20 protein-coding genes are annotated in these 25,159 nt (G+C 63.9%); 11 read left to right on the top strand and 9 right to left on the bottom strand.

Translation table 11 applies throughout. The features are described 5' to 3' along the window. Positions 1–162: 162 nt before the first annotated feature. Entirely contained in the window at positions 163–864 is a 702-nt protein-coding gene (locus tag JG746_RS03375; protein ID WP_202356883.1) for a GntR family transcriptional regulator, read from the bottom strand. Between the two features lie 201 nt (positions 865–1,065). On the opposite strand from JG746_RS03375, the gene JG746_RS03380 reads away from it, so the two are divergent. The 11 genes from JG746_RS03380 (at position 1,066) to JG746_RS03430 (ending at position 16,034) form a co-directional block, all read left to right on the top strand. Then, positions 1,066–2,106, top strand: a complete 1,041-nt coding sequence (locus tag JG746_RS03380; RefSeq protein WP_202356884.1) for an ABC transporter substrate-binding protein — start codon at positions 1,066–1,068, stop codon at positions 2,104–2,106. A gap of 191 nt (positions 2,107–2,297) precedes the next feature. Then, complete coding sequence (locus JG746_RS03385) at positions 2,298–3,383, top strand: ABC transporter ATP-binding protein (RefSeq protein ID WP_202356885.1); 1,086 nt, start codon at positions 2,298–2,300, stop codon at positions 3,381–3,383. Beyond that, the gene (locus JG746_RS03390) at positions 3,380–4,303 is read left to right on the top strand and encodes an ABC transporter permease (RefSeq protein WP_202356886.1); all 924 of its coding nucleotides are present in this window, start codon (positions 3,380–3,382) and stop codon (positions 4,301–4,303) included. The genes JG746_RS03385 and JG746_RS03390 overlap by 4 nt, the downstream gene beginning before the upstream one ends. Next, positions 4,300–5,100 carry an ABC transporter permease gene (locus JG746_RS03395; RefSeq protein ID WP_202356887.1) on the top strand — a complete coding sequence of 267 codons (801 nt, stop codon included), beginning with the start codon at positions 4,300–4,302 and terminating at the stop codon, positions 5,098–5,100. Before JG746_RS03390 ends, JG746_RS03395 begins: the two co-directional genes overlap by 4 nt. 30 nt (positions 5,101–5,130) lie before the next feature. Then, complete coding sequence (gene ggt / locus JG746_RS03400; RefSeq protein WP_202356888.1) at positions 5,131–6,717, top strand: gamma-glutamyltransferase; 1,587 nt, start codon at positions 5,131–5,133, stop codon at positions 6,715–6,717. A gap of 307 nt (positions 6,718–7,024) precedes the next feature. Continuing rightward, positions 7,025–8,545 (top strand): acyl--CoA ligase, encoded by a 1,521-nt coding sequence (locus JG746_RS03405; RefSeq protein ID WP_202356889.1) that lies wholly within the window; start codon positions 7,025–7,027, stop codon positions 8,543–8,545. 2 nt (positions 8,546–8,547) lie between these two features. After that, entirely contained in the window at positions 8,548–9,528 is a 981-nt protein-coding gene (locus tag JG746_RS03410; protein ID WP_202356890.1) for a 2-dehydropantoate 2-reductase, read from the top strand. A gap of 137 nt (positions 9,529–9,665) precedes the next feature. Then, positions 9,666–10,058 carry a lysozyme inhibitor LprI family protein gene (locus JG746_RS03415; RefSeq protein WP_202356891.1) on the top strand — a complete coding sequence of 131 codons (393 nt, stop codon included), beginning with the start codon at positions 9,666–9,668 and terminating at the stop codon, positions 10,056–10,058. A gap of 238 nt (positions 10,059–10,296) precedes the next feature. Then, complete coding sequence (locus tag JG746_RS03420) at positions 10,297–11,184, top strand: glycosyltransferase family 2 protein (protein WP_202356892.1); 888 nt, start codon at positions 10,297–10,299, stop codon at positions 11,182–11,184. Beyond that, positions 11,174–12,490 carry a rhamnan synthesis F family protein gene (locus JG746_RS03425; protein WP_202356893.1) on the top strand — a complete coding sequence of 439 codons (1,317 nt, stop codon included), beginning with the start codon at positions 11,174–11,176 and terminating at the stop codon, positions 12,488–12,490. The genes JG746_RS03420 and JG746_RS03425 overlap by 11 nt, the downstream gene beginning before the upstream one ends. A gap of 394 nt (positions 12,491–12,884) precedes the next feature. Then, on the top strand, positions 12,885–16,034 hold the full coding sequence (locus JG746_RS03430) for a glycoside hydrolase family 99-like domain-containing protein (protein ID WP_202356894.1): 3,150 nt from the start codon (positions 12,885–12,887) through the stop codon (positions 16,032–16,034). 132 nt (positions 16,035–16,166) lie between these two features. On the opposite strand, the gene JG746_RS03435 is transcribed toward JG746_RS03430, so the two are convergent. The 8 genes from JG746_RS03435 to JG746_RS03470 form a co-directional block, all read right to left on the bottom strand. Further along, complete coding sequence (locus JG746_RS03435) at positions 16,167–17,966, bottom strand: ABC transporter ATP-binding protein (RefSeq protein ID WP_202356895.1); 1,800 nt, start codon at positions 17,964–17,966, stop codon at positions 16,167–16,169. Beyond that, positions 17,963–18,907 carry an acetamidase/formamidase family protein gene (locus JG746_RS03440; protein WP_202356896.1) on the bottom strand — a complete coding sequence of 315 codons (945 nt, stop codon included), beginning with the start codon at positions 18,905–18,907 and terminating at the stop codon, positions 17,963–17,965. Before JG746_RS03440 ends, JG746_RS03435 begins: the two co-directional genes overlap by 4 nt. Then, positions 18,897–20,540: an ABC transporter substrate-binding protein gene (locus tag JG746_RS03445; protein WP_202356897.1), complete on the bottom strand. Its 1,644-nt coding sequence runs from the start codon at positions 20,538–20,540 to the stop codon at positions 18,897–18,899. The genes JG746_RS03440 and JG746_RS03445 overlap by 11 nt, the downstream gene beginning before the upstream one ends. Positions 20,541–20,574: 34 nt before the next feature. Then, a complete protein-coding gene (locus tag JG746_RS03450) occupies positions 20,575–21,495 on the bottom strand; it encodes an ABC transporter permease (RefSeq protein WP_202356898.1) in 921 nt (306 codons plus the stop codon). A 13-nt stretch (positions 21,496–21,508) separates the two neighbouring features. Further along, positions 21,509–22,417, bottom strand: coding sequence for an ABC transporter permease (locus tag JG746_RS03455; RefSeq protein WP_446721157.1), 909 nt, complete (start codon positions 22,415–22,417; stop codon positions 21,509–21,511). Continuing rightward, complete coding sequence (locus tag JG746_RS03460; protein ID WP_202356899.1) at positions 22,395–22,997, bottom strand: ANTAR domain-containing response regulator; 603 nt, start codon at positions 22,995–22,997, stop codon at positions 22,395–22,397. The genes JG746_RS03455 and JG746_RS03460 overlap by 23 nt, the downstream gene beginning before the upstream one ends. Further along, entirely contained in the window at positions 22,994–24,088 is a 1,095-nt protein-coding gene (locus JG746_RS03465; protein ID WP_202356900.1) for a transporter substrate-binding protein, read from the bottom strand. The genes JG746_RS03460 and JG746_RS03465 overlap by 4 nt, the downstream gene beginning before the upstream one ends. A 152-nt stretch (positions 24,089–24,240) precedes the next feature. Continuing rightward, positions 24,241–25,110 (bottom strand): helix-turn-helix domain-containing protein, encoded by an 870-nt coding sequence (locus JG746_RS03470; protein ID WP_202356901.1) that lies wholly within the window; start codon positions 25,108–25,110, stop codon positions 24,241–24,243. Between the last annotated feature and the right edge of the window lie 49 nt (positions 25,111–25,159).

A 25,159-nucleotide genomic window follows, 5' to 3' on the forward strand; every position in this document is an offset into this window, starting at 1 on the left:
TGCGTTATGCAATCGGTTATAGGCTAGATCGACTGATCCTGTATCGCAATTGGTTTTTGGGGGACGCGCATGAATGTCGCGCTCAGTCGACTGGCACCTGGGTGATTTGCATTCCTCGAGACGGCCCGCCGCCGGGGTCCGGGCGACGCGCTTTGGGTCCCCTCACGACGCCTTCGCCATAAAACTCTGGTAGTCCGACTTTGCCTGCAGCAGGCGCAGCACGTTTTCGCGCGATCCCCGCACGTGGGCGCGGGCCAGGGCGCCTGCCCGGGCGGCATCGCCGGCGCAGATCGCCTCGACGATCTCGGCATGCTCGTCGCGGGCGATCTTCCATTCGTCGAGCCACAAGAGTTCGGTCCAGACATAGTGCTGGCACTTGTCGAGGATGCCGCACAGCATGCCATGCAGCATGGCATTGCCGCTGATCTCGGCGATGACGCGGTGCAGGTCGATGCCGACCTCCAGCTCCTGGAATTTTTCCTTTGTCGTGCGGTCGGGAATGGCGGCCAGCCGTTCGCATTCGGCCAGCATGGCGCGCAGCCGCGCCTTGTCCTTGTCGGTCGCGGCGGCCGCGGCCAGTTCGGTCGCATGACCGTCGAGCAGTTCGCGGATGTCGAAGGCCTCGCGAAACATGTTGATGTCGAACTCGGTGACGACATAGCCCTGGCGCGGCCGGCCGGTGACCAAGCCGTCGCGCTCGAGGCGGTTGAAGGCCTCACGCACCGGCGTGCGGCTGACATTGAGTTTTGCGGCAATGTCGTTCTCGGTGACGCGCGAGCCGGGCGGAATCTGTCCGGTCACGATCATCGCCTTCAGCGAGGTGTAGACCGAGTCGCGCAGCGTGTTCTTGGTTTGCTTGCTCAAAGATCCGTCCCCACCGGCAATCGATTTGCCTATCTCTATTCGCAGTCGGCGCGATTTGCCACGCCTTGGCGGCGCTGCCCGCGTGCCTGTCAGCCTGCTTCGGACGGTGTTGACATCGCCGATCCCTAGGCTACACTCAAAATTGTATACAAAATCGCATGCCAAATCAAAACAAATGGGAACACCGGCTGGAGAACCGAAATGAAAACCATCAATAGCCTTGGGATTGCCGCGGTCGCGGGCCTCATGGCAGCGGCAGCGACGCCCGCTTTTGCCGCCGATACGATCACCGTCGCGTCGTGGGGCGGCACCTATCAAGAGGCGCAGACCAAGGCGTTCTTCGATCCGACCGCCAAAGCACTCGGCATCACCATCAAGCAGGACACCACCAACGGCCTCGACGACGTGCGGCTGCAGGTGACCGGCAATGCGGTGAAGTGGGACATCACCGAGCTTGGCGCCGACGAATGCGCGCGCGGCTCGAAGGAAGGGCTGTTCGAGAAGCTCGATTACGGCATCATCGACAAGAGCGGCATCAACCCGAAGCTGGTCCATGACGACTGGGTCGGCATCTCCTACACTTCCGTCGTGCTCATCTACCGCACCGATGTGTTCGGCGACAAAGGGCCCAAGACCTGGGCCGACTTCTGGGACGTCAAAAAGTTTCCGGGACGGCGCGCGCTCTCCAGCAGCCAGGCGACGGAGACGCTGAGCGTCGCCGCTCTCGCCTCCGGCCTGCCGATCGACAAGGTCTATCCGGTCGACGTCGACGGCGCCTTGAAATCCGTCGACAAGATCCGCGGCCATGTCGATGCCTGGTGGACCTCCGGCGCCCAGGCCATGCAACTGGTCAAGGATGGCGAAGTCGACATGGCGAGCATCTGGAACGGCCGCGCCGGCACATTGAAGAAGGAAGGCGCGCCGGTCAGCTTCTCCTTCGACCAGGGCGTGCTGACCGCCGATTGCATGGTCATCCCCAAGGGCGCCAAGAACAAGGAAGCGGCGATGAAGGCGCTGGCGATGTTCGTCAGCCCGCAATTGCAGGCCAATCTGCCGCTCTATGTCGACAACGGCCCGGTCAACGAAAAGGCCTTCGAGACCGGCAAGATCCCGCCGGAACGGATCAAGGACATCAATTCGGCGCCCGAAAACGTCAAGAAGCAGGTGCTGCAGGATGCCGAGTTCTGGCGTGACAACCTGGTCGAGGCGACCGAGAAGTTCAACAATCTGATCCAGCAATAGCTGCCTGGCAGACACTTCACGGCGGGGCGGCGCAAGCCGCAAAGGCAGCTTCGCCCCGTTACTCGTTGCCGGCCAGAGCGGTTCAGCGTTTCTCTAGAACGTCAAACCACTCTGTCTCTTTGTTTTTACGCAATTCCGAACGGAAAACCGCTCCACACTTTTCCTGGAATTGCTTTGAGGAGAGAAGAATCTTGTCCATTGCGTCATCCGCGCTGCCGATCAGCATGCGCCGGATCGAGAAACGATTTGGCAGCGTATCGGTGCTGCGCGACCTGAACCTCGATGTCGAGGCCGGCGAGTTCCTGACGCTGCTCGGGCCTTCCGGCTCCGGAAAGACGACGCTGCTGATGATCCTGGCCGGTTTCGTGCGGGCCAATGGAGGGTCGATCAAGGTCGGCGACGACGAGATCATCACCACGCCGCCGCACAGGCGCAACATCGGCATGGTCTTCCAGAACTACGCGCTGTTTCCGCATATGAACGTTTTGCACAACATCGCCTTTCCGCTGAAGCAGCGCGGCGTCGCGGCCGCCGAGACGGCCGAGCGTGTCGAAAAGGCGCTGGAGCTGGTGAAGCTCAAGGGCCTCGGCGAACGGCGTGTCGACCAGCTTTCCGGTGGCCAGCGTCAGCGCGTGGCGCTGGCGCGCGCCATCGTCTTCGAGCCGCGCATCGTGCTGATGGACGAGCCGCTTTCGGCGCTCGACAAGGGCCTGCGCGAGCATATGCAGATAGAGCTGCGCGCCCTGCACCGGCGGCTTGGCATGACGACGGTCTATGTCACGCACGACCAGCGCGAAGCCATCACCATGTCGGACCGCATCGCGGTGATGAATGCCGGACGCATCGAGCAGCTCGACAAGCCCGAGACGCTGTACGCCGCGCCGAAGACGCAATTCGTCGCCGGCTTCATCGGCGAATCGAATTTCATTCCCGTCGAGTGCCGCAACGGTTCGGTCTGGTACGAGGACAGGCGGATCCAGACGGCAGGGGCGCCGCCGGTCCCCGGCCAGCATCTGATGGTGGTGCGGCCGGAAAAGCTGCGGCTGGTCACGGCGGTCGAACCGTCGAGCGGTGTCAATGTGCTCAACGCCACGGTCGGCGACATCATCTACCAGGGTGACAGCTTCGTCTGCTACGTCTCACTGCGCGACGGCCGCCAGCTGACGCTGCGCGATTATTGCCGCAGCGATGTGCTGGCGCGACTGCCGCAGCCCGGCCAGCCGATCAGCCTCGGCCTCGATGCGCAGGATACCATCCTGGTGGCGGCAGAGGGATGAGCGCGCAATCCGCCCTCCTGAGAGAATCAGCCGGCGCGGACCGGGACCTCAACGCGCAGGCGCTGCGCGCCGACGCGCGGCGCGAGTCGCTGCGGCTGCTGGCGCTTTTGTCGCCGAGCCTCTTCCTGGTCTTCGCCATCATCATCGTGCCGATCGGCTGGCTGTTCTGGCTCTCGCTGTACGACGAGGCAGGCGTCTTGAGCGCCTCCAACTATGCGCGCTTTTTCGAGCAGGCCTCCTACATCAAGACCTTCATCACCACCTTCAAGGTCGCCTTCATCGTCACCGGCGCGTGCGTGCTGTTGGGCTATCCCCTCGCCTACATGCTGTCGCAGCTGCCGCGCCGGGCGGCGTCGATCTGCCTGATCTTCGTCATCCTGCCGTTCTGGACTTCGGTGCTGGTGCGCACCTATGCCTGGCTGGTGATCCTGCAGCGCAAGGGCCTGATCAACAGCTGGCTGATCGACCTCGGCGTGATCAGCCAGCCGCTGTCGCTCGCCAACAATCTGTCCGGCGTCGTCATCGGCATGACGCACATACTTTTGCCGTTCCTGGTGCTGCCGCTCTATGCCTCGATGAAGACCATCGACACCGACTGCCTGCGCGCCGGGATGAACCTCGGCGCCGGGCCGGTCGCCACTTTCCGGCAGATCTTCTTTCCGCTGTCGCTGCCCGGCCTCGCCTCGGGCGTGGTCATCGTCTTCGTGCTCTGCCTCGGCTTCTTCGTGACGCCCGCACTGATGGGCGGCGGCAAGGTGATCATGTGGGCGATGCGCATGGAACAGACCACCAGCCTCTATTCCAACTGGGGCGCGGGCGCGGCGCTCGGCGTGGTGCTGCTGGTGGTCACGCTGGCGCTTCTTGGTCTCTTCCAATGGCTGCTCGGCGCGCGCGCCACCGGCGTGTGGAGTTCGCGATGAGCGCAGATATCGGCCTGCCTATCACACACCGGCAACGCCTGTGGCTTTACGCACTGGGCGGCCTGGTGTTGCTGTTCCTGATCGCGCCGTCGGTCATCATCGTCATCATGTCGTTTTCGGATTCGACGCTGCTGCAATTCCCGCCGCAGCAATGGTCGCTGCGCTGGTACGAAACCTATTTCCAGTCGGTGGAATGGCGCGACGCAACCATCGTCTCGGTCAAGGTGGCTGTCATGACCGTGCTGGTGGCGACGCCGCTCGGCACCGCCGCCGCCTACGCCATCAACCGCGGCACGCTGCGCTTCAACGGCACCATCAACGGTCTGCTGACGGCGTCGCTGATCATCCCGGTGATCCTGATCGGAATCGGCACCTTCTTCCTCTACGCCCGCATCGGCCTCAACAACACGCTGACCGGCCTGGTCATCGCGCATACGGTGCAGGCCTTGCCGCTGGTGGTGCTGACCGTGCTGTCGGGCCTGCGCTCCTACGACATGAACCAGGAGCGCGTGGCGCGCAGCCTGGGTGCCGGGCGCATCGCCGCCTTCTGGCAGGTGACGATGCCGCAGATCCGCTTCTCCATCGTCTCGGGCGGGCTGTTCGCCTTCATCACATCCTTCGACGAGGTGGTGGTTTCGCTGTTCATTTCGGGCGGCGAGACCACGACCTTGACGCGGCGCATGTTCAACGCACTGCGCGACCAGATCGACCCGACCATCGCCGCCATCTCGACCTGCCTGATCGTGCTGTCCATCCTGCTCCTGTCGGTGGCGCAGATCTTCGGGCGGCGGCATTGATTTCATCAGACCATGGGATAACCAGACAGAATGCGTGATTTCCAGTTTCCCGGCCGCTCGCCGGTTCGTGCCACGCAAGCGATTGCGGCGACCTCGCACCCGCTCGCGACCCTTGCCGCGATCGACATGCTGCGCGCGGGCGGCAATGCCATGGACGCCGCGGTCTGCGCCGCCGCCGTGCAAGGCGTCGTCGAGCCGCAGTCGACCGGCATCGGCGGCGATTGCTTTGTCCTCTATTCTCCCGGCGGACAGGGCGACGTGCTGGCCTTCAACGGTTCGGGCCGCGCGCCCGCCAAGGCTGATGTCAACTGGTACCTGGACAAGGGTTTCAACGAGCTTCCCAAACAGGGGCCGCATGCGGTGACCGTGCCCGGAGCCGTCGATGCCTGGAGCCGGCTCCTGGAGGATCATGGCCGCAAGAGCCTGGCCGAGGTGCTGGCGCCTGCCATCCACTATGCCGAGAACGGCTATGTCGTGCATGACCGCGTCGCCTTCGACTGGGCCGAACCGGAGACCGACCTGTCGGCCGACGAGCATGCCGCGCGCATCTTCCTGCCGGGCGGCCAGGCGCCGAAGGCCGGCGACATCCACCGCCAGCCGGAACTCGCCGCCACCTTGCGGATCATTGCCAAGCAGGGCCGCGCCGGCTTCTACGAGGGCGCCGTTGCCGACGACATGGTGCGCCGGCTCAATGAACTGGGCGGGCTGCATTCGCATGAGGATTTCGCGGCGACCAAGGGCGACTATGTGGCGCCGGTCAGCACCACCTATGGCGGCCATGACATCCACCAGATGCCGCCGAACAATCAGGGGCTGACGGCGCTTTTGATGTTGAACGTGCTGTCCGGCTTCAAGCTCGGCGGGCTCGATCCCAACGGCGCCGAGCGCCTGCATCTGGAGATTGAGGCCGGACGCCTGGCCTATCAGGATCGCGACCGCTATGTCGGCGACCAGGACGAGGTTCATGTGCCGATAAAGCAGCTTCTGTCCGGCGCCTATGCCGACCGGCTGCGCGCCGAGATCCGCCGCGACCGCGCCATGACGCATCTGCCGCGCCTCGACCTGCCCGGCAGCGACACGGTCTACATCTCGATCGTCGACCGCGATCGCAACGCGGTCTCCTTCATCAACTCGACTTATTATTCCTTCGGCAGCGGCGTCGTCGGCCCGAAGACCGGGATCGTCTTGCAGAACCGTGGCTCGAGTTTCCGCCTTGACCCGGCGCACCCCAACGCGATCGCGCCCGGCAAGCGGCCGATGCACACGATCATGCCCGGCATGGCGACGAAAAACGGCCGCGTGGTGATGCCGTTCGGCGTCATGGGCGGCGGTTACCAGCCTTTCGGCCATGTCCATCTTTTGACCAACATGATCGATTTCGGCATGGATCCACAGCAGGCGCTGGATGCGCCGCGTGTGTTCTACAATGACGATACGGTAGAGGCCGAACGCAACGTTCCCGCCGAGGCAATCGAAGGCTTGCGCAAGCGCGGCCATCGCGTCGTCGAACCGCAGCATCCGCTTGGTGGCGGGCAAGTGGTGCTGATCGACTGGGAAAAAGGCACGCTGACCGGCGCCTCCGATCCACGCAAGGATGGGATGGCGCTGGGGTATTGAGGGATGGCCAAGACGAACCGAGAATGGCCGCGACTGGCTTACGAACGTGGGCGCCGCCCCTCACCTGCCTGCCGGCATCCTATCCCCGTATAGTGACGGGGAGAGGGACGCGGTCGCGAATGATTTCGCCAATCGCCAGCGTTGCAAAGAAAGTGCCGACGTAGCGATCAGCCCTTTCTCCCCGTCACTACACGGGGAGAAATGCCCGGCAGGGCAATGAGGGGCGGCGCCGACGTCGGTAATTGTCCAGGGTCGGATCCATTCCTAGGCTTTCTAGAAGCAGTCGTTTGAAACATAGTCGGTGACCATGAGCACGAATTCAAAAGACCTCTCCCATCGTCTCGCCGCCGGCGCCGACGACGCGCCGGCGATCCTGGCGCCCGACAGGGCAACACTGACCCATGGCGGGCTGCGCGGCCTGATCAAGGCCACGGCCGAGCGACTGCATGCGCTCGGCATCGGCCGGGGCGACCGGGTGGCGATCGTGCTGCCGAACGGGCCGGAAATGGCCACCGCCTTCGTCGCTGTAGCGGCCGCCGCTTCGACGGCGCCGCTCAATCCCGCCTACCGCGCCGACGAGCTCGATTTCTACCTCACCGACATCGGCGCCAAGGCCATCCTTGTCGCTGAGAATGAGACCGGTCCGGCGGTTGCGGTGGCCGAGCGGCTCGACATCGGCGTGTTGAGGCTCATCGTGCAACCGGATACCCCTGCCGGCAGCTTCACCATCGAGGGCGCGGCGATCGGTCCGCAGGCGGCGCCCGACATGGCAGGGGATGGCGACATCGCGCTTTTGCTGCACACGTCGGGCACGACATCGCGGCCAAAGCTGGTGCCGCTCAGCCATGCCAACATCGCCGCCTCCGCCCGCCATATCGGCGCGACGCTCGGCCTGAGCGCTGATGACCGCTGCCTGAACATCATGCCGCTGTTCCACATTCACGGGCTGATCGCGGCGGTCCTGTCGTCGCTGGCTGCGGGCGGCAGCATCTACTGCACGCCGGGCTTCAACGCGCTGCGCTTCTTCCAGTGGCTGGGCGACGCCAGGCCGAGCTGGTACACGGCGGTGCCGACCATGCACCAGGCGATCCTGCCACGGGCGGCGCGCAATGCCGAAGTGCTGGCGGCGGCGCGCCTGCGCTTCATCCGCTCGTCCTCGGCATCGCTGCCGGCGCAAGTGATGGCGGAACTCGAAGCGACCTTCGGCTGTCCGGTGATCGAATCCTATGGGATGACCGAGGCCGCCCACCAGATGGCGTCGAACCGGCTGCCGCCGGGCCTGCGCAAGCCGGGCAGCGTCGGCGCCGGCGCCGGACCGGAGGTAGCGGTGATGGCGCCCGACGGGCGGCTGATGGAAGCCGGCGAGACCGGCGAAATCGTCATTCGCGGACCCAATGTCACCGCAGGCTATGAGAAGAACCCGGATGCCAATGCCACCGCCTTCGCGCATGGCTGGTTCCACACCGGCGACCAGGGCGTGCTCGACGAGGACGGCTATCTGCGCGTCACCGGCCGGCTGAAGGAGATCATCAACCGCGGTGGCGAAAAGATCTCGCCGCTCGAGGTCGACGACGTGCTGATGGACCATCCGGCGGTGGCGCAGGTCGTCACCTTCGCGATGCCGCATGACAAGCTCGGCGAGGAGGTGGCGGCGGCCGTGGTGCTGCGCGAAGGCATGAGCGCCACCGAAAGCGACATACGCGCTCACGCTGCGACGCGGCTCGCCGACTTCAAGGTGCCGCGCAAGGTCCTGATCCTGGACGAAATCCCCAAGGGTGCTACGGGCAAGCTGCAGCGCATCGGGCTCGCCGCCAAACTCGGGCTTTGACGATGAAGATCACCATTTTCGGCGCCGGCGCGATCGGCGGCTATCTCGCCGCCAAGCTGGCGATCGCCGGCCGCACCGACCTGTCGATCGTCGCGCGCGGCGCGCATCTGGAAGCGATCCAGGCCAACGGCCTGCGTCTGATCGAGGACGACCAGGAATCGGTGGCGCCGGTGAGAGCCGCCGCCAAGGCGGAGGAGCTTGGCGTGCAGGACCACGTGGTCCTGGCGCTGAAGGCCCATTCGCTGACCCCGGCGCTGGACCAGATCGCGCCGTTGCTCGGCGACCACACTTCCGTCGTGACCATGCAGAACGGCGTGCCCTGGTGGTATTTCCATCAACTGGGCGGGCCGCTCGAAGGCACAAGGCTGAGCGCGGTCGATCCCGGAGGGGCGATCTGGCAGCGGATCGGGCCGGAGCGCGTCATCGGCTCGGTCGTCTATCCCGCCGTCGAGGTCGATGCGCCGGGCCTCATCCGCCATGTCGAGGGCAAGCGGTTCTCGCTCGGCGAACCCTCGGGCGAACGCAGCGAACGGGTGACGCGACTGGCGGAGGAAATGGTCAAGGCCGGCCTGCAAGCGCCGGTGCGCGAGGATATCCGAAGCGAGATATGGGTGAAGCTGTGGGGCAACCTCTCCTTCAACCCGATCTCGGCGCTGACCGGCTCGACGCTTGCGGCAATCGTCGCCGACGACGGCACCCGCGCGCTTGCCCGCACCATGATGCTGGAGGCGCAAGCGATCGGCGAAAGCCTCGGCGTGCGCTTTCCGATCGCGGTCGACCGCCGCATCAAGGGCGCCGGCGATGTCGGCGAGCACAAGACCTCGATGCTGCAGGATCTGGAACGTGGCCGGCCGATGGAGATCGACGCGCTGGTAACGGCGGTGCAGGAGCTTGGCCGGCTGACGGACAAGCCGACGCCGACCATAGACACGGTGTCAGCACTGGTGCGCCGGCTGGCGGTGGAGCGCGGCTGTTACGGGTGATGGAGGCAAGGCGGGCCAAACCTTGACGCGCTCGCGCCCTGCCCAACATATCGTTGGCCCGCCCTTGTTGCCGACCCGAGAGGGGCGTGCCGAAACGGATATGTCCATCCAGCCTTTGGTATCAAGGAACCTCCTCCATGCTGCGATATGCCTGCCTCCTTGGAATTCTGGCCATGACAACGGCTCATCGCGCAATGGCGCAGAGCGATGCCGAAATGAAAGCGTGCGTCGACCAGTCCGGCGGCTACACCTGGAAAATGCTGGATTGCGGGAAGACCGAGATCGACAAGTTCGATGCCAGGCTGAACGCGGCTTATAATACGCTTTTGCATCGCGAACATGGCCCTCAACGTGCCCGGTTGCAGCGCGAGCAGCGCACCTGGCTGAAGCATCACCTGCGGGAAACGCACCGTCTTGCCGCCGATCCCGACAACGGAGAAGCCGCCCTCTTCACATCTCAAGGGTTTGAACTGGACGATTTGAGCGCACGCACCGCCGAACTCGAAAAACGTGTCCAGCAAAGCCCGTAGCCGGCCCCTCCTGCCGACGCTGGCGGCGAGCGGCGAGCGACCGCGGCCGGTCGATCCGGAGCGGGCCTTCCGGCCGGATTTGCCTTACCGTGCTGGCCCGACCAGTCGGGATGGCGGCGCCGGTCATCCCTCCTAAACCGATAGTTCCAGGAGTATTGACTCGACCACCGGAGTCGCAACGCCTAGATTGCGTACGGATCACTAGCCTTCCACGGGGGAAGCCAACTGAGAGATCAGGATGGCTTTGGCAATGAACAGGTCGATAACCGCCATTACCGTGACGCATAACAGCGCGCATACCGTGCGGGGCGCGCTCGCTCGCCTGCCTCCAGGGGTGGAGATCGTATGCGTCGACAATGCAAGCACCGACGATCTTTCCACCGCGCTGTCCGGCCTTGCCGTTCATCGTATCGATAATCCTGTAAACCTCGGCTTCGGGCGCGCTTGCAACATCGGGGCGGCGGCGGCGACGGGAGAGTATCTGCTGTTCATCAACCCCGACGTGCGTCTTGGGACGGACGCCGTCGATGCGCTCATGCAGGCGGCTGAACGCTATCCAAATTGCGGCGTCTTCGTGCCCCTCACCAATACTGTGGATGGCCGGCTTTGGTTCCGCGAGGAGAGCGAGATCGATCGCCTTTCCGGCGTGTCGCTGCCCACGCGCATCCGGCAGGTCTGGGGAGATTGTTGCGTTCGCTTCGTCAATGGCGGCGTGTTCATGATCAAACGAACGCTCTTCCTCGATACCGGCGGGTTTGATGAAGATATTTTTCTGTATTTCGAAGATGACGACCTCTCATATCGTCTGCTGCAGCGTGACGAGCCCATGATCCTTGTCAGTGGCGCGCATGCCGTCCACGACATTGGCACGTCGGTTGCGCAATCAACCCGCTCGCGTATCTTCCGGTATCGCTCGAAGATGCGATCGGAGATCCACTTGCGCAAGAAATACGGCATCGCCTATAGCCCGTTTGTCGACATACTCCGTTATTCGACGAAAATAGGCTTCTATTGCCTGACGCTAAATCCGAACAGATTGATCAATTCCCTGGGCCGACTGATTGGCATATTCGACAGTATCCTTGACCGATCGCGCGCGAATCGGAACAGCGGCTATGTCGCCTGACGCTGCCGACACGACAGTTGCCTTGCCTGATGTCCTGCCTCGCGAGCCGCGGAAAGGCGGCGTCTACTCAAGCGGTACCGTGAGCGAAATCCATATCCGCGCGCCGGGACGCTATATCGTCGAGCTTTCGCCGACACAGAGGCGGATGCCGTTTCTCCGGCTCGCTGTTCGCCGCCCAGGACATGCGGACAGGACCATCTATGCGCCGGTCACCACGCGGACATCCTATCTGCTCAAAAGCAGCGAAGGCGGCCTGGTGCTGCAATTTGATAGAGACGACGTCGTTGCGGCGAGTGTTCGGCCTTTAAGCATCAGCGATATTGGCGCGCTGCTGACCCGGCGCCGTCGTCACAAGCGATTTCAGCTGCCGCTTGGCGGAGGCATCGTCTTGCAGCCTCTTTTGCACATCTGCGGACCGCAAGGGCGTGAATTGGCGCGCGCCCTCGGCAGTCTTGCCGGTTGGGGCTTTGGCACTGCGAGCGACAATCTGCAGACGACCTTGTCGCGGCATTTTGATGGCCCGCCAGCCGAGGCCCCCAAACGCCGGCCCACAGTCGAGCCGAAGATTGCCGTGGCGCTTCACCTGCATTACCCCGATCTCTGGCCCGAGTTCGAGGCGTTGCTCGAGGCGACCGATCGTCAATTCCAGCTTTTTCTCACGCTGACCCGGCCTGACGCGGCACTCACGCAACGCGTTCTGGCAAGATTTCCGGGTGCCGAGATTGCGGTTTACGAAAATCGTGGCCGCGACGTGGGCCCCTTCATCCAATTGCTTCGCGAAGGCAAGTTCGATCCCTTCGATCTCATCTGCAAGCTGCATGGCAAGAAGTCGGGATCGAGCGGGCCGCGCATGGTTCTCGGTGAGATCTGGCGCCAGGCGAGTGCGTTCGACCTGATCGGATCCCGCGACGTGGTCGACCGCATCATCGCCAATTTCGAGCGTTCGCCCGGCACCCAGATGATTGGGTCCAGGCGCTTTCGGCTGCCCAATGAATGGAAGGGTGAGAAGGCTGCGTGGGGCGAGAACAGGCCGATGGTCCTCAATTTGCTGGAGACAATGGGGATGTCCTCCAGCTCTCGCCTTGATTTCTTTGCCGGGACGATGTTCTGGGTTCGACGCGGCGCGCTGGAACCGCTCCGACGGCTCGATCTGCCTTTGGCAGTCTTTCCCGAAGAGACAAGCCAACAAGACGGCACATTGCAGCATGCCCTCGAACGTGTTCTCGGAATGATCTGCACCAAGATCGGCGTTGCTTCGGATGGTGATATGACAACGGAATCCCGCGAGGCGGACTCGATTGGATAGATCCGATTTTTTGATCTTTGCAGGATCGCTCACCAGCAGAAGCCGATGGAAGAGATTTCGACTCTGGCAACGAATTCGCGCCAGCGGCCTGTTCGATGTGTCGTGGTATCTGGTTCAGAATCCGGATGTCGCCCAGAGCGGGACAGATCCGATCCTGCATTACATCAAGTACGGTGTCTCGGAGGCCCGAAACCCAAGTCCGAACTTCGACAACGAATACTATCTGGCGAAAAATCCCGACGTGGCTGCCGCGTCGATGAATCCATTGGATCACTACATTCGTTTCGGCAAGATTGAGGGGCGCAACCCCCGACGTGCTCCTGGCACAAAAGCGGGCTCCATTCAGAGACCCTCCACCTACGTGCCGCGATCCAGCGAGAGGCGACCCGCCGCGTTGAAGGCGCGCCTCATTGCCTTCTACCTACCACAGTTCCACCCGATTCCCGAAAATGACGCCTTTTGGGGAAAGGGTTTCACGGAATGGACGAATGTTACACGCGCAGCGCCGCAGTTCGACGGTCATTATCAGCCCAGACTGCCGGCGGATCTCGGCTTCTACGACCTGAGGGTGAAGGACATCCAGAAGGAACAGATCGCGATTGCCCTTCAGCACGGTGTCTCGGGGTTCTGTTTTCACTTCTACTGGTTCAACGGCAAGCGCGTCCTCGAGATGCCGATCACGCAATTCGTCGAAAACGATGAGCACGAACTGGGCTTCTGCATCAATTGGGCGAACGAGCCCTGGAGCCGCCGCTGGGATGGGCGCGACCAGGAGGTGCTGATTGCGCAATCGCACTCGCCCGAGGACGACCTGGCCTTCATCGAATATGTCTCCGGCTATTTTCGCGACCGGCGATACATCCGCATCGGCGGCAAGCCACTGCTCATGATCTACCGGCCCGGATTGTTTCCGTCAGCCGTTGAAACAGCACAACGCTGGAGGGCCTATTGCCGGGAAGCCGGCATCGGCGAGATTTTTCTGGCTTATCCGCAGTCGTTCGACACGGTCGATCCCGCCGACTTCGGATTCGACGCCGCCGTCGAGTTTCCACCGAATCTTGGAAAACTTCGCGAGATCAGCGACAGAATTCCAACGCTCAAGAGCGGCTTCAGAGGAAAGATCTTCGACTGGACAGAGCTGCTCAACCGCAGCCGCGCCTACCCGCAGGTTCCCTACACGCTGTTTCGCGGACTTTGCCCTTCCTGGGACAACACCGCACGGAGAATGGACGCAGCCTACATTCTGATGAACGCATCGCCGTCCCGCTACGGAGAATGGCTCACCAACGCGGTCGCCGATACATGCGATCGTTTCGCCGATTTCGACAGCCGGCTGATCTTCGTCAATGCGTGGAACGAGTGGGCGGAGGGAGCCTGTCTCGAGCCCGACTCCCGCTATGGCTACGCCTATCTGCAGGAGACGCGGGACGCGCTGTCGGCTCCGTCAGCGGCCGGCAAACTGCCCAAGGGTGCGTCCTGGCGCGTTTTGTTCGTTTCGCACGATGCAGCTCTCGGTGGAGCGCAGGCTTCGTTGATCGACATCGTCCAGTGGCTGCAATCGCACACGGACCTGGAGATCAAGGTCCTGTGCCTGGCGGGCGGTGAACGGCTCGAACAGTTTCGACGCATCGTCGATACCGCCCTTCTGGACGATCTGGTTTCGCCGACCGAGACGACCGCCACGAAGCTGGCCCGCATCACCGATTGGTACGGGGGCAGGCCCGACCTCATCTATTGCAACAGCCTGGCCACCGGCCGTGCGCATGCGCTGCTTGGCGGACTGGGCATTCCTATCCTGACGCATGCCAGGGAATTGGCAATGAGCGTCGCCCGATACGCCAAGCACGACGTGGAGGATGTCGTTTCCCACACGCGGAGGTTCGTAGCGTGTTCGCCAAGTGTCCGGGACTATCTGATGGCCGAACACAAGGTCGAAACGAACGCCATAGACGTCGTTCCAAGCGCGGTTCCGCGACCCGACGCCGATCTCGGTCAGACCGAAATCCAGCGTCTTGATCGTCGCCGGCTGGCGGGCTGGCCCGTGGACAAGACCATCGTCCTGGGATCCGGCCTCGGAATGCCCTTCCGCAAGGGTGCCGACCTGTTTATCGAGGCAGCCCGAATTCTTCGGGCCCGCGGGGTCGAGGACTATCATTTCTTCTGGCTTGGCTCGTTTCCGGAGTTCGAGCGCGATGAGGTTCTCGGCACCTGGTCGCAGCAGCTCGACAGGATGCGTGCGGACGGGTTGGACGAAAAAGTCACATTTCTGGGCGATGTCGAGGATGTGCGCGGCTATCTTCGGGCTGCCGACCTGTTTCTTCTGACATCCCGCGAAGAGCCGTTCGGCCGCGTCATGCTGGAGGCGGCATTCGCCGAGCTGCCGGTGATCTGCTTCGCCGGCAGCGGCGGGGCGCCGGATTTCGTCGAGGACGATGCCGGTATCATCGTCGACCGGGCCGATCCCGCCGCCATGGCCGATGCGACGCTGAAACTGATCCGGAACCCGCCGTTGCGGATGCAGCTCGGCAGGCAGGCGGGCGGCAAGGCGCGGCGGCATTTTTCCACCGATCGGGTCTTTCCGCGCCTGCTGTCGTCCATGCGAAATGTCGCAGGCCAGCCGCCCGCGGTCTCGATCATCGTGCCGAACTACAATTACGCCCGCTATCTGCGTGAGCGCATGGACAGTATACTGGGGCAGTCCTTTCAGGATTTCGAGCTCATCATCCTGGATGATGCCTCGACCGACGATAGCCGATCGATCCTCGACCACTACGCTGGCATCCATGGCACCCGTGTGGTCGTCAATGAAAGCAATTCCGGGGCGCCCTATCCTCAATGGTTCAAGGGCATGGAGCTCGCGAGGGCCGATCTGATCTGGATCGCCGAGGCCGACGATGTTTCCGACCCTGCTTTCCTCGAAACCCTCGTGCCCTTGTTCCGCGATCCCAGCGTGAAACTTGCCTTCTGCGCGTCGAAGATCGTCAATGATCGAGGCGAGATCGTCGGCGACTATCTGGCCAGCCCGTATCTCACCGATCTTTCCAATTTCAAATGGAAGCGAAGCTACCAGGTCTCGGCGGAACAGGAGATCAACGAGGGGCTCGGCGTCAAGAACACGGTCATCAACATCAGCGCGGCGATTTTCCGCAAGTTCGACATCACGCCCGATTTCGCCGCGCGCGTCTTGTCGCTGCCGACGGGCGGCGATTGGTATTTCATCCTCGAGGCAATCCGTAACGGCTGCGTCGCCTATGAGGCTGCCTTGCTCAACCATCACCGCCGGCACGGGGACAGCGTCACAAGCGTCATCACGGCCTCCAATCCGGAGGCACCGCTGCGCACGCGGCAGATAGTCCACCGGCATGTGTTGCACACCTATGAAACCGATTTGGCCATCAAGCTGAAAATGGCCGAACATGTCGCACAGCTGTGGGACCAGCTTTTTCCCGGACGTCCGGCCGATGAGATGGAAAGCCTGTATTCGCTCGACAGATTGGGCGAGTTCGCCACGAAACCGCCGGAGAGTACGTCCCCCGCCGCGTGAGTTGTTGAGCAGATCCAATCCGGCTCGGCTGGTTAGATTCCCCAAGGGAAAGTGTGAGCGGTTTTCCGTCCGGAATTGGGTCAAGACAAAGAGTTAGAGCGGTTCGCCGTTTCCATGAAACGGTGAAACGCTCTAGCTCGCGGCGACGAGGTGGCCGTTGCCGAAATCCTGCAAGGCCAGTTTCAGCGGCGCCTCGCCGATCCTGCGCGTGGCGCTCGGGATTTCCTGATCGAGGCGGGCGAAGCGGCTTCTGCGCCGCGCCGGGTCGGGCACCGGCACGGCTTCGATCAACCGCCTGGTGTAGGGGTGGCGCGGGTTGGAAAACACCTGGTCGCGCGTGCCCATTTCGACGATCTGGCCGAGATACATGACGGCGACGCGGTCGGAGATATTCTCGACCACCGCCATGTCATGCGAGATGAAGAGATAGGCGACGCCGAACTCGCGCTGCAATTCCTTCAACAAATCGAGCACGCGCGCCTGCACCGAGACATCGAGCGCCGAAACGCTTTCGTCGGCGATGATCAGCTTCGGCCGCAAGGCGAGAGCACGGGCAATGCAGACACGCTGGCGCTGGCCGCCGGAGAATTCGTGCGGATAAAGCTCCATCTGGTCCGCCGACAGGCCGACGCGTTCGAACAGCGTCGCAACACGCTGGCTGCGTTCTTCCCTGGAGGCGATGCCATGAATCGCCAGCGGCTCGGCGACGAGATCGCCGACGCGCATGCGCGGGTCGAGCGAGGCGAACGGGTCCTGGAAAATCATCTGCACGTCGCGGCGCACCGCCTTGCGTTCGTCGCGGCCGAGGCCCGACAGATTGCGCCCGCCAACGACGATGTCGCCGCTGTAAGGCACGAGGCCCGCCAACGCCTTGGCGGTGGTCGACTTGCCGCAGCCGGATTCGCCGACCAGCGCCAGTGTCTCGTTGGGCGCGATCGAGAAGCTGACGCCCTCGACCGCGTGAACTCTGGCGTTGACCCGGCCGAAGACGCCTCCGCGCAGATCGAAGCGGACATGCAGGTCCTTGACCATGGCGACATTGGGCGGCGTCGCCGTCTCGGCATCCCTGGATTTCTGGCGGCCGACGCCGCTGCCGATGCGCGGCACGGCGGCCAAAAGTTCGCGTGTGTAGCCGGCCTGCGGCCGGGCAAAAATGTCCGACGTCGCTCCCTCCTCGACCATGCGGCCATGCCGCATGATGATGACGCGATCGGCCATTTCGGCGACCACGCCCATGTCGTGGGTGATGAGGATGACGCTGGTGCCGTGCTGGCGCTGCAGGTCGCGCAGCAGTTCCAGCACCTCGCCCTGCACGGTGACGTCGAGCGCCGTCGTCGGTTCGTCGGCGATCAGCACGTCGGGCTCGAGCGCCAGCGCCATGGCGATCATCACCCGCTGGCGCATGCCGCCGGAGAGTTCGTGCGGGAACTGCTTCAGCCGGCTTTCGGCCTCCGAAATGCGAACCGCCTTCAGCGCCTCGATGGCGCGCTGGCGCGCCTCGGCCGGCGACAGGCTGGTATGCGCTTCGATGGCTTCGGTGAGCTGCCGGCCGATCGACAGCACCGGATTGAGCGACGTCATCGGCTCCTGGAAGATCATGGCGATCCGGTCGCCGCGAATGCGGCGCATCCGGCGCTCGTCGAGAGTAACCAGATCGGTATTGCCGAGATGGATCGTGCCTGACGATATGCGGGCGGCAGGCTGCGGCAGCAATTGCATGATCGCCAGCGCCGTCATCGATTTGCCGGAACCGGATTCGCCGGCAATGCAAAGTGTCTCGCCGCGCGCCAGCGCCAGCGACAGGTTGGACACGACCTCGCGCTCGCCATCCTCGCCGCGCACGCTGACGGAGAGGTTGGCGATGTCGAGCACCGCTCCGGCCTTCACCGGGGCGGTTGCCCCGGTTCGGTTCTTGCCTGCGCCGGCCTTCATTCAAACACGCAGCGCGGAAAGTAGAACGACACCACCCAGTTCGGCATGTCGACGATCTCGCTGATACGGAGATCGCCGCACACCGAGGCCAGCATATAGGCCTCGACCGGGTCGATCTTGTAGCGGCCGGAGAGCAGGTCGACCATCTGGGCAACCGCCTCCTTCGCGCCCGCCATCAGGTCGGGGCCGATACCGGTCGTCACCTCATAGCCCTTGGCGTCGAGGTGACGCGTGACCGGGCCGGGGGTGGTGAAGCGCGGCGTCTTCAGCCTGGCGTCCTTGACCAGGTCGAGCTTGAGCACGACATCCATCGGGCTTTCGATCGCAGTGCCGCAGACCTCGCCGTCGCCCTGCGCGGCATGAGTGTCGCCGACCGAGAACAGCGCCCCCGCCACTTCCACCGGCAAATACAGCGTGGTGCCGGCGGCGAGATCGCGAATGTCGAGATTGCCGCCGACGCGCCGCGGCGGCACCACCGAGTGGAGACCCATCTCGGCCGGCGCATTGCCGATGGTGCCGGCGAAAGGCTTCAGCGGCACACGTGCATTCTTGCCGAACAGCGCCGGCTCCAAGGAGGCGGCGTCGTATTTCCAGATGTTGAGCGCCGGCTCCTTGAAGTCGTCGGCGAGCAGGCCGAAGCCCGGAATGTTCCCCGTCCAGCCGAAGCCGGACGGTTTGAACAGCTCGATCGTCACCTTCAAGGCGTCACCCGGCTCAGCGCCTTCGACGAAGATCGGCCCGGTCACCGGGTTGATCCCGGCGAAATCGAGCTTGGCGATGTCGGCGACCGTGCTGTCGGCCTTCAGCTGGCCGCCGGAGGAATCCAGGCACTGGAACTCGATGGTCGAGCCGGGCGCCACCCGTTCGGCCGGGGCAAAGGAATTGTCCCAGCCGAAATGATGATGGCGCCCGTGGATGGTGTAGTCGCAGTTACTGCACATCTTTTACGTACACATTGTCATAGTTGATCGGGATATGGACCGGGTCGACATAGAGGTTGTCGGCGCCGCCCATGCGGGCCGATTTCATGGTGAAGCGCTGCTCGTTGAAGACCGGCGCCCAGGGGGCGTCTTCCATCACCTTGTCGTAGATGGCGCTCCACATCTTGTCGCGCTCCACGGCCTTGGCCGGGTCGACCACGGAGTCGGCCTCGGCCGCCTTGGCGTCGAGATCCTTGTTGCAATACCACGACCAGTTCCAGCCGCCGGGTACCGCGCCGGCGCAGCCGAGGATCGGGCCGTAGAAGTTCGACGGATCGGGGAAATCGGCAATCCACGCCATGCCGCCCGACCAGATCATCGGCGCGCCGGCCTTGTCGCCGCCGGCGGCAATGACGTTGGCCTGGGCGAGCGACTGGATGCTGGCCTTGATGCCGATTGCCGCCAGATCCTGCTGGATCGCCTGGGCGATGCGCGGGTTGGGATCGGTATTCATGGCAAACAATTGCGTGTCGAAGCCATCGGGATGGCCGGCCTCGGCCAGCAGCGCCTTGGCCTTGGCGACGTCGTAGGGGTAACCCTTGTACTCCTTGTCGTAGCCCGGCATCGAGGGCGGCAGCGGCTGGTTGGCCGGCACGGCGCGGCCGTTGATGATCTGGATGATGCGCGCCTTGTTGATCGCCATGTTGACGGCCTGGCGCACCTTCACATTGTCGAACGGCGCCATGGTGGTGTTCATGGTGACGTAGCCGGTGTGCAGCTGGCCACCTTCGACGACGCGCGCCTTCTGCTCGGGATCGGCCATCACCTCCTGGAATTTCGCCGGCGGAATGCCGTCGCCGGGCACGTCGATCTCGCCCTTCTGCAGGCGCAGCAGCGCCACGATCGGCTCCTGGCCGATCTCGAAGGTGATCTTGTCCAAGTGCGGCAGGCCCTTGTGCCAATAATCCGCATTGCGCTCGAAGACGATGCGCTGGCCGAGCGTCCATTCGGCGAGCTTGAAGGCGCCGGTGCCGACCGGATGCTTGCCGAAATCGGCGCCGTATTTCTCGACCTCTTCCTTCGGCACGACATGCGAGAAGTTGATGGCCATGACATGCAGGAAGGTGGCGTCGGGACGGGTCAGTTCGAACTTGACCGTGTAGGGATCGACGACGGTGACGCCCGACAGGCTGTCAGCCTTGCCGGCGGCGACATCGTCATAGCCCTTGATCGAGCCGAAGAAGCCGGCGCCCGGGCTCTGCGTCTTCGGATTGGTGACACGGTCGAGCGAATATTTCACGTCGTCGGCGGTCATCTCGCGGCCATTGTGGAATTTCACGCCGTGGCGCAACTTGAAGGTGAAGGTCTTGCCGTCAGGCGAAATCTCGTAGCTTTCGGCAAGGTCGGGCTTGAGGTTGGTGGTGCCCGGCTCGTAGTCCATCAGGCCGTCGAACAGGCTCTTGATCATCGACCAGTTCTGCCAGTCATAGCCGATTGCCGGATCCAGCGTCGCGACGTCGTCCTTATAGGTGATGGTGATGGCGCCGCCCTGCTTGGCATTCGGGTCGATCGTGTCCTCGGCGCGGGCGCTTGCCATGCCGAGCATCAGCGCCAGCGCCGATGCCGCCACGGTGGTGGCCAGAAATCTTTTCATTTCGTGTTCCCTTTCTCTGGTTGTCTTCTTGATTTCATCTGAGCTTGATGCGGGGATCGATGAACGGCGCGATGATGTCGGCCAGGAGATTGCCGAGCACGATGGCGAAGGCCGAGACCAGCGTGACGCCCATGATGATCGGGATGTCGACGCGCTGGATGGCCTGCCAGGCGAGCTGGCCGATGCCGGGCCAGCCGAACACGCTTTCGACGACGACGATGCCGCCCATGAAGATGCCGATGTCGATGCCGATCATGGCGATGACCGGCAGGATGGCGTTGGGCAGCGCATGGCGGAAAATGATGGCGCCGCGCGCCAGGCCTTTCGCACGCGCGGTGCGAACATAATCCTGGCGCAGCACGTCGATCATCGACGAGCGCATCATGCGGGCGTACCAGCCGGCCCCGAGGATGCCCATGGTCAGCGACGGCAGCACGAGATGGCGCCAGGTGCCGTAGCCGCCGATCGGAAACCAGCTGAGCCTGACGGCAAAGACGTAAAGCAGCAAAAGCCCGACGACGAATTGCGGCGCCGAGACGCCGACGAAGGAGGCTACCATCAGCGTCTGGTCGGTGGCGGTGCCCCGCTTGACCGCGGCGATCAGGCCCATGGAGAGCCCAATCAGCAATTCGCACAGGATGGCGCCGACCATCAAAAGCAGGCTCGCCGGCAGCCGCGAGACGATGAGCTCGGTGACTTCGGAACGCTGGATGTAGGACCGGCCGAGGTCGCCGCTGACGAGCCTCGCCAGATAGTGCCAGTATTGCACGATGAAAGGCTGGTCGAGGCCGAGCTGCTGGCGGATGTTCTCGACGGTCTGCGGCGTGGCGCTGCGGCCGGCGATCTGGCGCACCGGGTCGGCGGGCAGGAGATAGAGCAGGGCGAAGGTGATCAGCGAGACGCCGAGCAGGATGAGCAGCGACTGGATCAGGCGGCGGCCGAGATAGGCGATCATGACCGGCCCCCCATTATTCCCGACCCCTTTGCGTCGGATCGAGGATGTCGCGCAGCGCGTCGCCGATCAGGTTGAAGGCGAGCGCCAGCGCCAGGATCGCCGCGCCGGGGAAGAACACCAGCCAGGGCGCGGCCTGGAAATAGGTCTGGTTTTCGAAAATGATGTTGCCCCAGGACGCTGTCGGCGGCTGCACGCCGATGCCGAGGAAGGAGAGCGTCGCCTCGAGCAGTACCGTGGTGGAGATACCGAGCGTGCCCCAGACGATGATGGTCGGCAGGAGATGCGGCAGGATGTGGCGAAACAGGATGCGCGGCGCGCTCGCCCCAATGGTGCGTTCGGCATCGATGAACTCGCGTTCGGCGAGCGAGGAGGTCTCCGTGTAGATGACGCGCGCGGTCTGCACCCAGTTGACCAGCGCGATGACCATGGCGACGATCCACAGGCTGGGCTGGAAAACCGCCGCCAGGCAGATGGCGAGCAGCAGCGCCGGAAACGCCATCATCAGATCGGTGAAACGCATCAGCGCGCTGCCGATCCAGCCGCGGAAATAGCCGGCGGTGACACCCACCAAAGTGCCGATGAACAGCGCCACGCCATTGGCGACGATGCCGATGATCAGCGAGGTGCGGGCGCCATAGAGGATGCGGGTCAGAAGGTCGCGGCCGAGCAGGTCGGTGCCGAGCCAGAATTTGGCATCCGGCGGCAACGGCGAGCCCTCGATGGTCAGGCCGTCGAACATCTGCTCGTTGGGATCATAGCCGGTCAGCCATGGCGCCAGCACGGCGCCGGAGACGACGATGGCGACGATCACCAGGCCGAGCAGCGCCAGGCGGCGTTTGACCAGCCGGCGCCAGACCCCGGCGCGCGGCTTGGCCGGCATGCGCGCAGGTGCTGCAAGATCAGGCGCGATGGGACTGGTCATCGCCGCCTTCCTCATCCGTCATCGCCACGATCCGGCGCGCGGCATCTTCGACGCTGATCTGCCAGCTCATCGCCAGCGAGCGAAGCTGCGCATAGGCGCGCTCGTCGTCCGTGCCTTTCGACAGTGCGGCCACCGCGCGCACGATGGTCTGCCGTTCGGCGACACGCTGGCGCAGCGCGGCGATTTCGCCGGCTAAGTGTTTACGCGCCTCGAAACTCTGCCTGGCGATCAGCAATGCGGAGTAGACGCCGGCAGTGCCGACCGGCTTCAAAAGCTGCGCGTCGGCCTTGTGCGACAGCGCCCATTCGATGCGGCCCGGCGCTTCGGAACCGATCAGCGCCACCAGCGGCATCGGCGCCTCGCCCGGCTTCCACGGGAATTGCTCGTCGAAACCGAGATCGGCGTCGAAGAAGACGAAATCGGCGGCCAGCGCCTCCGGCGGCAATTCCGGCCAGCAGTCGAGCGCAATCAGGCCAATGGCGGACAATTGCCTGGTGATGGCCTGCACCGTGGGATGCGGGCGATGCAGGATGAAGGCCCTGGCGCCGCCGAGATTGGGGATGCGCGGCGTTCTCGTCACGACACCACCCGCAGGCGCGGACGCCCGAACGTCCTGGCAGGATCGTAGCGAGACAGATAGGGGTCCGGCGCCACCTCATCCTCGCGGCTGACGACCTCGAAGAAGCCGTCGGCGATCCGGCCGATGATGACCGGCAGCGTCGCGTGCTGGGTATGAGCGTCGATGGCGATCGGCCCGAGCCGGGTGGAGAAGCGCCGTTCGGCGAAAATCTTCGAGAATTCCGCCGGACCGGCCTCAGGATCGCGCGCCAGCACGTCGGCCATCACTTGCACCGAGGCATAGGCGGAGGCCTCGAAGGACGAGCCGAAGGCGGCCGGCCGCGGCGCGAAATACGGGCCGACGGACAGATGCCCTCTCCCCGTTTCGCCGATCGCCGGCAGCTCGCCCTCGGTGAGATTGCAGGAGATGACGGGGCAGTTTTGCGGATGGAAGGCCGCATCTTCATCGCCCAGATCGCGATAGGCGGCGAGGAAGGCGTAGGACGAGGTGCCGATCAGGTTGTTGAGGATGAAGCTCGGCCGCGTCGCCCGGATTTCCCCGATCAGGCGCGACACGTCGGTCTCGCCGATGCGCAGATAACGTTCGCCCAGCACCTTGCCGCCGGCGTCCGCGATCAGGTCGCGCGCCACGCGGTTCATCTCCCAGCCCCAGATGTAGTTCGACCCGAGCAGGAAGCCGTTGGCGCCGAAGCGCGGCACGACATGCGCCATCAGCGGCACCAGATGCTGGTTGGGGCAGGCGTGCATGTAGACGACATGCTCGTTGGCCTCGAACCCCTCATAGGGGCAGGCATACCAGAGCATGCCGCCAGCCTTCTCCAGCACGGGGATGGTCTCCTTGCGGCTCCAGGAGGTGACGCACCCGACAACATGGCGCGCGCTGCTGGTCTTGAAGATGTCCTCGCACAGCGTCGCGTAGCGGTCGGCATTGCTCTGCGGATCGCGCTCGACCGGCACCAGCTCGATGCCTGAGCCGCGGTCGGCATTGATGTCGGCGATGGCGCGCATGGCGCCGATGCGGCACGCATCGGAGACGAGCTGATAGCTCCCCGAGCGGGAATAGAGGATGCCGATCTCGATGCGCCGTTTCAAACAGGACCCCAGAAATGAAAAAGCCCCGCAGCCAGCGCCGCAAGGGCGAGGCATACGAGGCATATTTGCCGCCCGGCGATCAGAGCCGGTATTTGGCCTTAGCGTATTCGGTCCGGCTGGTCAGTCAAGCGGGAAAGTGCGTGGGGCTCGCCTCAGCCCAGCCGCAACTGCTTGCGACGCCAGGCGGCGGGGGCCTCGCCTGTCCGTTTGCGAAAGAAGCGTGAAAAATAGGCGGGGTCGTCGAAGCCGATTTCGTAGGCGATGTCCTCGACAGTGCGCACGGTGAACAGCAAGAGCCGCTTGGCTTCCAGCAGCCGCCGCTCGCTGACGACGCGCTTGACGCCGCTGCCCAGCACCGCGCGGCTGGCCTTGTCGAGGAGATGCGGCGTGGTGGCCAGCATCTCGACATAGTGGTCGACCGGCCAGTTGTCGCGGAAATGCGCATCGACGAGGCGGCGCAAGCCGATCGCCAGTGACGCATCGGAAGACGGCGCCGCGGCGACCGTCGCCGGCGCAAGACGTGCGATGTGGGAGAGTGCGACGGCGATCAGCGACGGCAGGATCTTGTCGTTGCCGGCCCGTGCCTCGACGTATTCGGCGGCGATCATGTCCAGCACCGTCGCCAACCGCTTCCACGCGGCCCGGTCGGGAAGGCCGTCGGTGAAGACCGGGCGGTCCAGGGGCAGCAGGCTGTGGCCGGCAATCGCGGCCAGCGCATCATCGGCGACCGAGACGACGATGGCGTCGGTGCGGGGGCCGATCGAGAAGCCGTGCACGACATTGCTCGGCACGAAGCTGACGGCCGGCGCCGAAAAGTCCCAGGACCGGTCCTCGATGCGGTAGGTGCCGGAGCCGCTGGTCCAGTAGCTGATCTGGCCCATCTGCGGATGCTTGTGCGCCGCGACCTGACCGAGGTGGATATTGCTGCGCGCCAGCACTGTCTCGACATGCAGGAAGCCGACATCAAGCGGCCGCACCGGCTCGCCATAGACGAAGAAATCGGGAATCGCGTTCTGGCTCATGGCGCCGGAAAAAGTCCAATCGGTTTTGCCGTTCCGTCCATAACCGATC

The organism is Mesorhizobium sp. 113-3-3, assembly GCF_016756495.1.
Taxonomy (GTDB): domain Bacteria; phylum Pseudomonadota; class Alphaproteobacteria; order Rhizobiales; family Rhizobiaceae; genus Mesorhizobium.

Excerpts from the sequence above, each read along its gene's own strand:
- JG746_RS03380 (WP_202356884.1), top strand. The coding sequence starts at position 1,066 with ATGAAAACCATCAATAGCCTTGGGATTGCCGCGGTCGCGGGCCTCATG.
- JG746_RS03390 (WP_202356886.1), top strand. The coding sequence starts at position 3,380 with ATGAGCGCGCAATCCGCCCTCCTGAGAGAATCAGCCGGCGCGGACCGG.
- JG746_RS03395 (WP_202356887.1), top strand. The coding sequence starts at position 4,300 with ATGAGCGCAGATATCGGCCTGCCTATCACACACCGGCAACGCCTGTGG.
- ggt (WP_202356888.1), top strand. The coding sequence starts at position 5,131 with ATGCGTGATTTCCAGTTTCCCGGCCGCTCGCCGGTTCGTGCCACGCAA.
- JG746_RS03405 (WP_202356889.1), top strand. The coding sequence starts at position 7,025 with ATGAGCACGAATTCAAAAGACCTCTCCCATCGTCTCGCCGCCGGCGCC.
- JG746_RS03410 (WP_202356890.1), top strand. The coding sequence starts at position 8,548 with ATGAAGATCACCATTTTCGGCGCCGGCGCGATCGGCGGCTATCTCGCC.
- JG746_RS03415 (WP_202356891.1), top strand. The coding sequence starts at position 9,666 with ATGCTGCGATATGCCTGCCTCCTTGGAATTCTGGCCATGACAACGGCT.
- JG746_RS03420 (WP_202356892.1), top strand. The coding sequence starts at position 10,297 with ATGGCTTTGGCAATGAACAGGTCGATAACCGCCATTACCGTGACGCAT.
- JG746_RS03425 (WP_202356893.1), top strand. The coding sequence starts at position 11,174 with ATGTCGCCTGACGCTGCCGACACGACAGTTGCCTTGCCTGATGTCCTG.
- JG746_RS03435 (WP_202356895.1), bottom strand. The coding sequence starts at position 17,966 with ATGAAGGCCGGCGCAGGCAAGAACCGAACCGGGGCAACCGCCCCGGTG.
- JG746_RS03440 (WP_202356896.1), bottom strand. The coding sequence starts at position 18,907 with ATGTGCAGTAACTGCGACTACACCATCCACGGGCGCCATCATCATTTC.
- JG746_RS03445 (WP_202356897.1), bottom strand. The coding sequence starts at position 20,540 with ATGAAAAGATTTCTGGCCACCACCGTGGCGGCATCGGCGCTGGCGCTG.
- JG746_RS03450 (WP_202356898.1), bottom strand. The coding sequence starts at position 21,495 with ATGATCGCCTATCTCGGCCGCCGCCTGATCCAGTCGCTGCTCATCCTG.
- JG746_RS03455 (WP_446721157.1), bottom strand. The coding sequence starts at position 22,417 with ATGACCAGTCCCATCGCGCCTGATCTTGCAGCACCTGCGCGCATGCCG.
- JG746_RS03470 (WP_202356901.1), bottom strand. The coding sequence starts at position 25,110 with ATGAGCCAGAACGCGATTCCCGATTTCTTCGTCTATGGCGAGCCGGTG.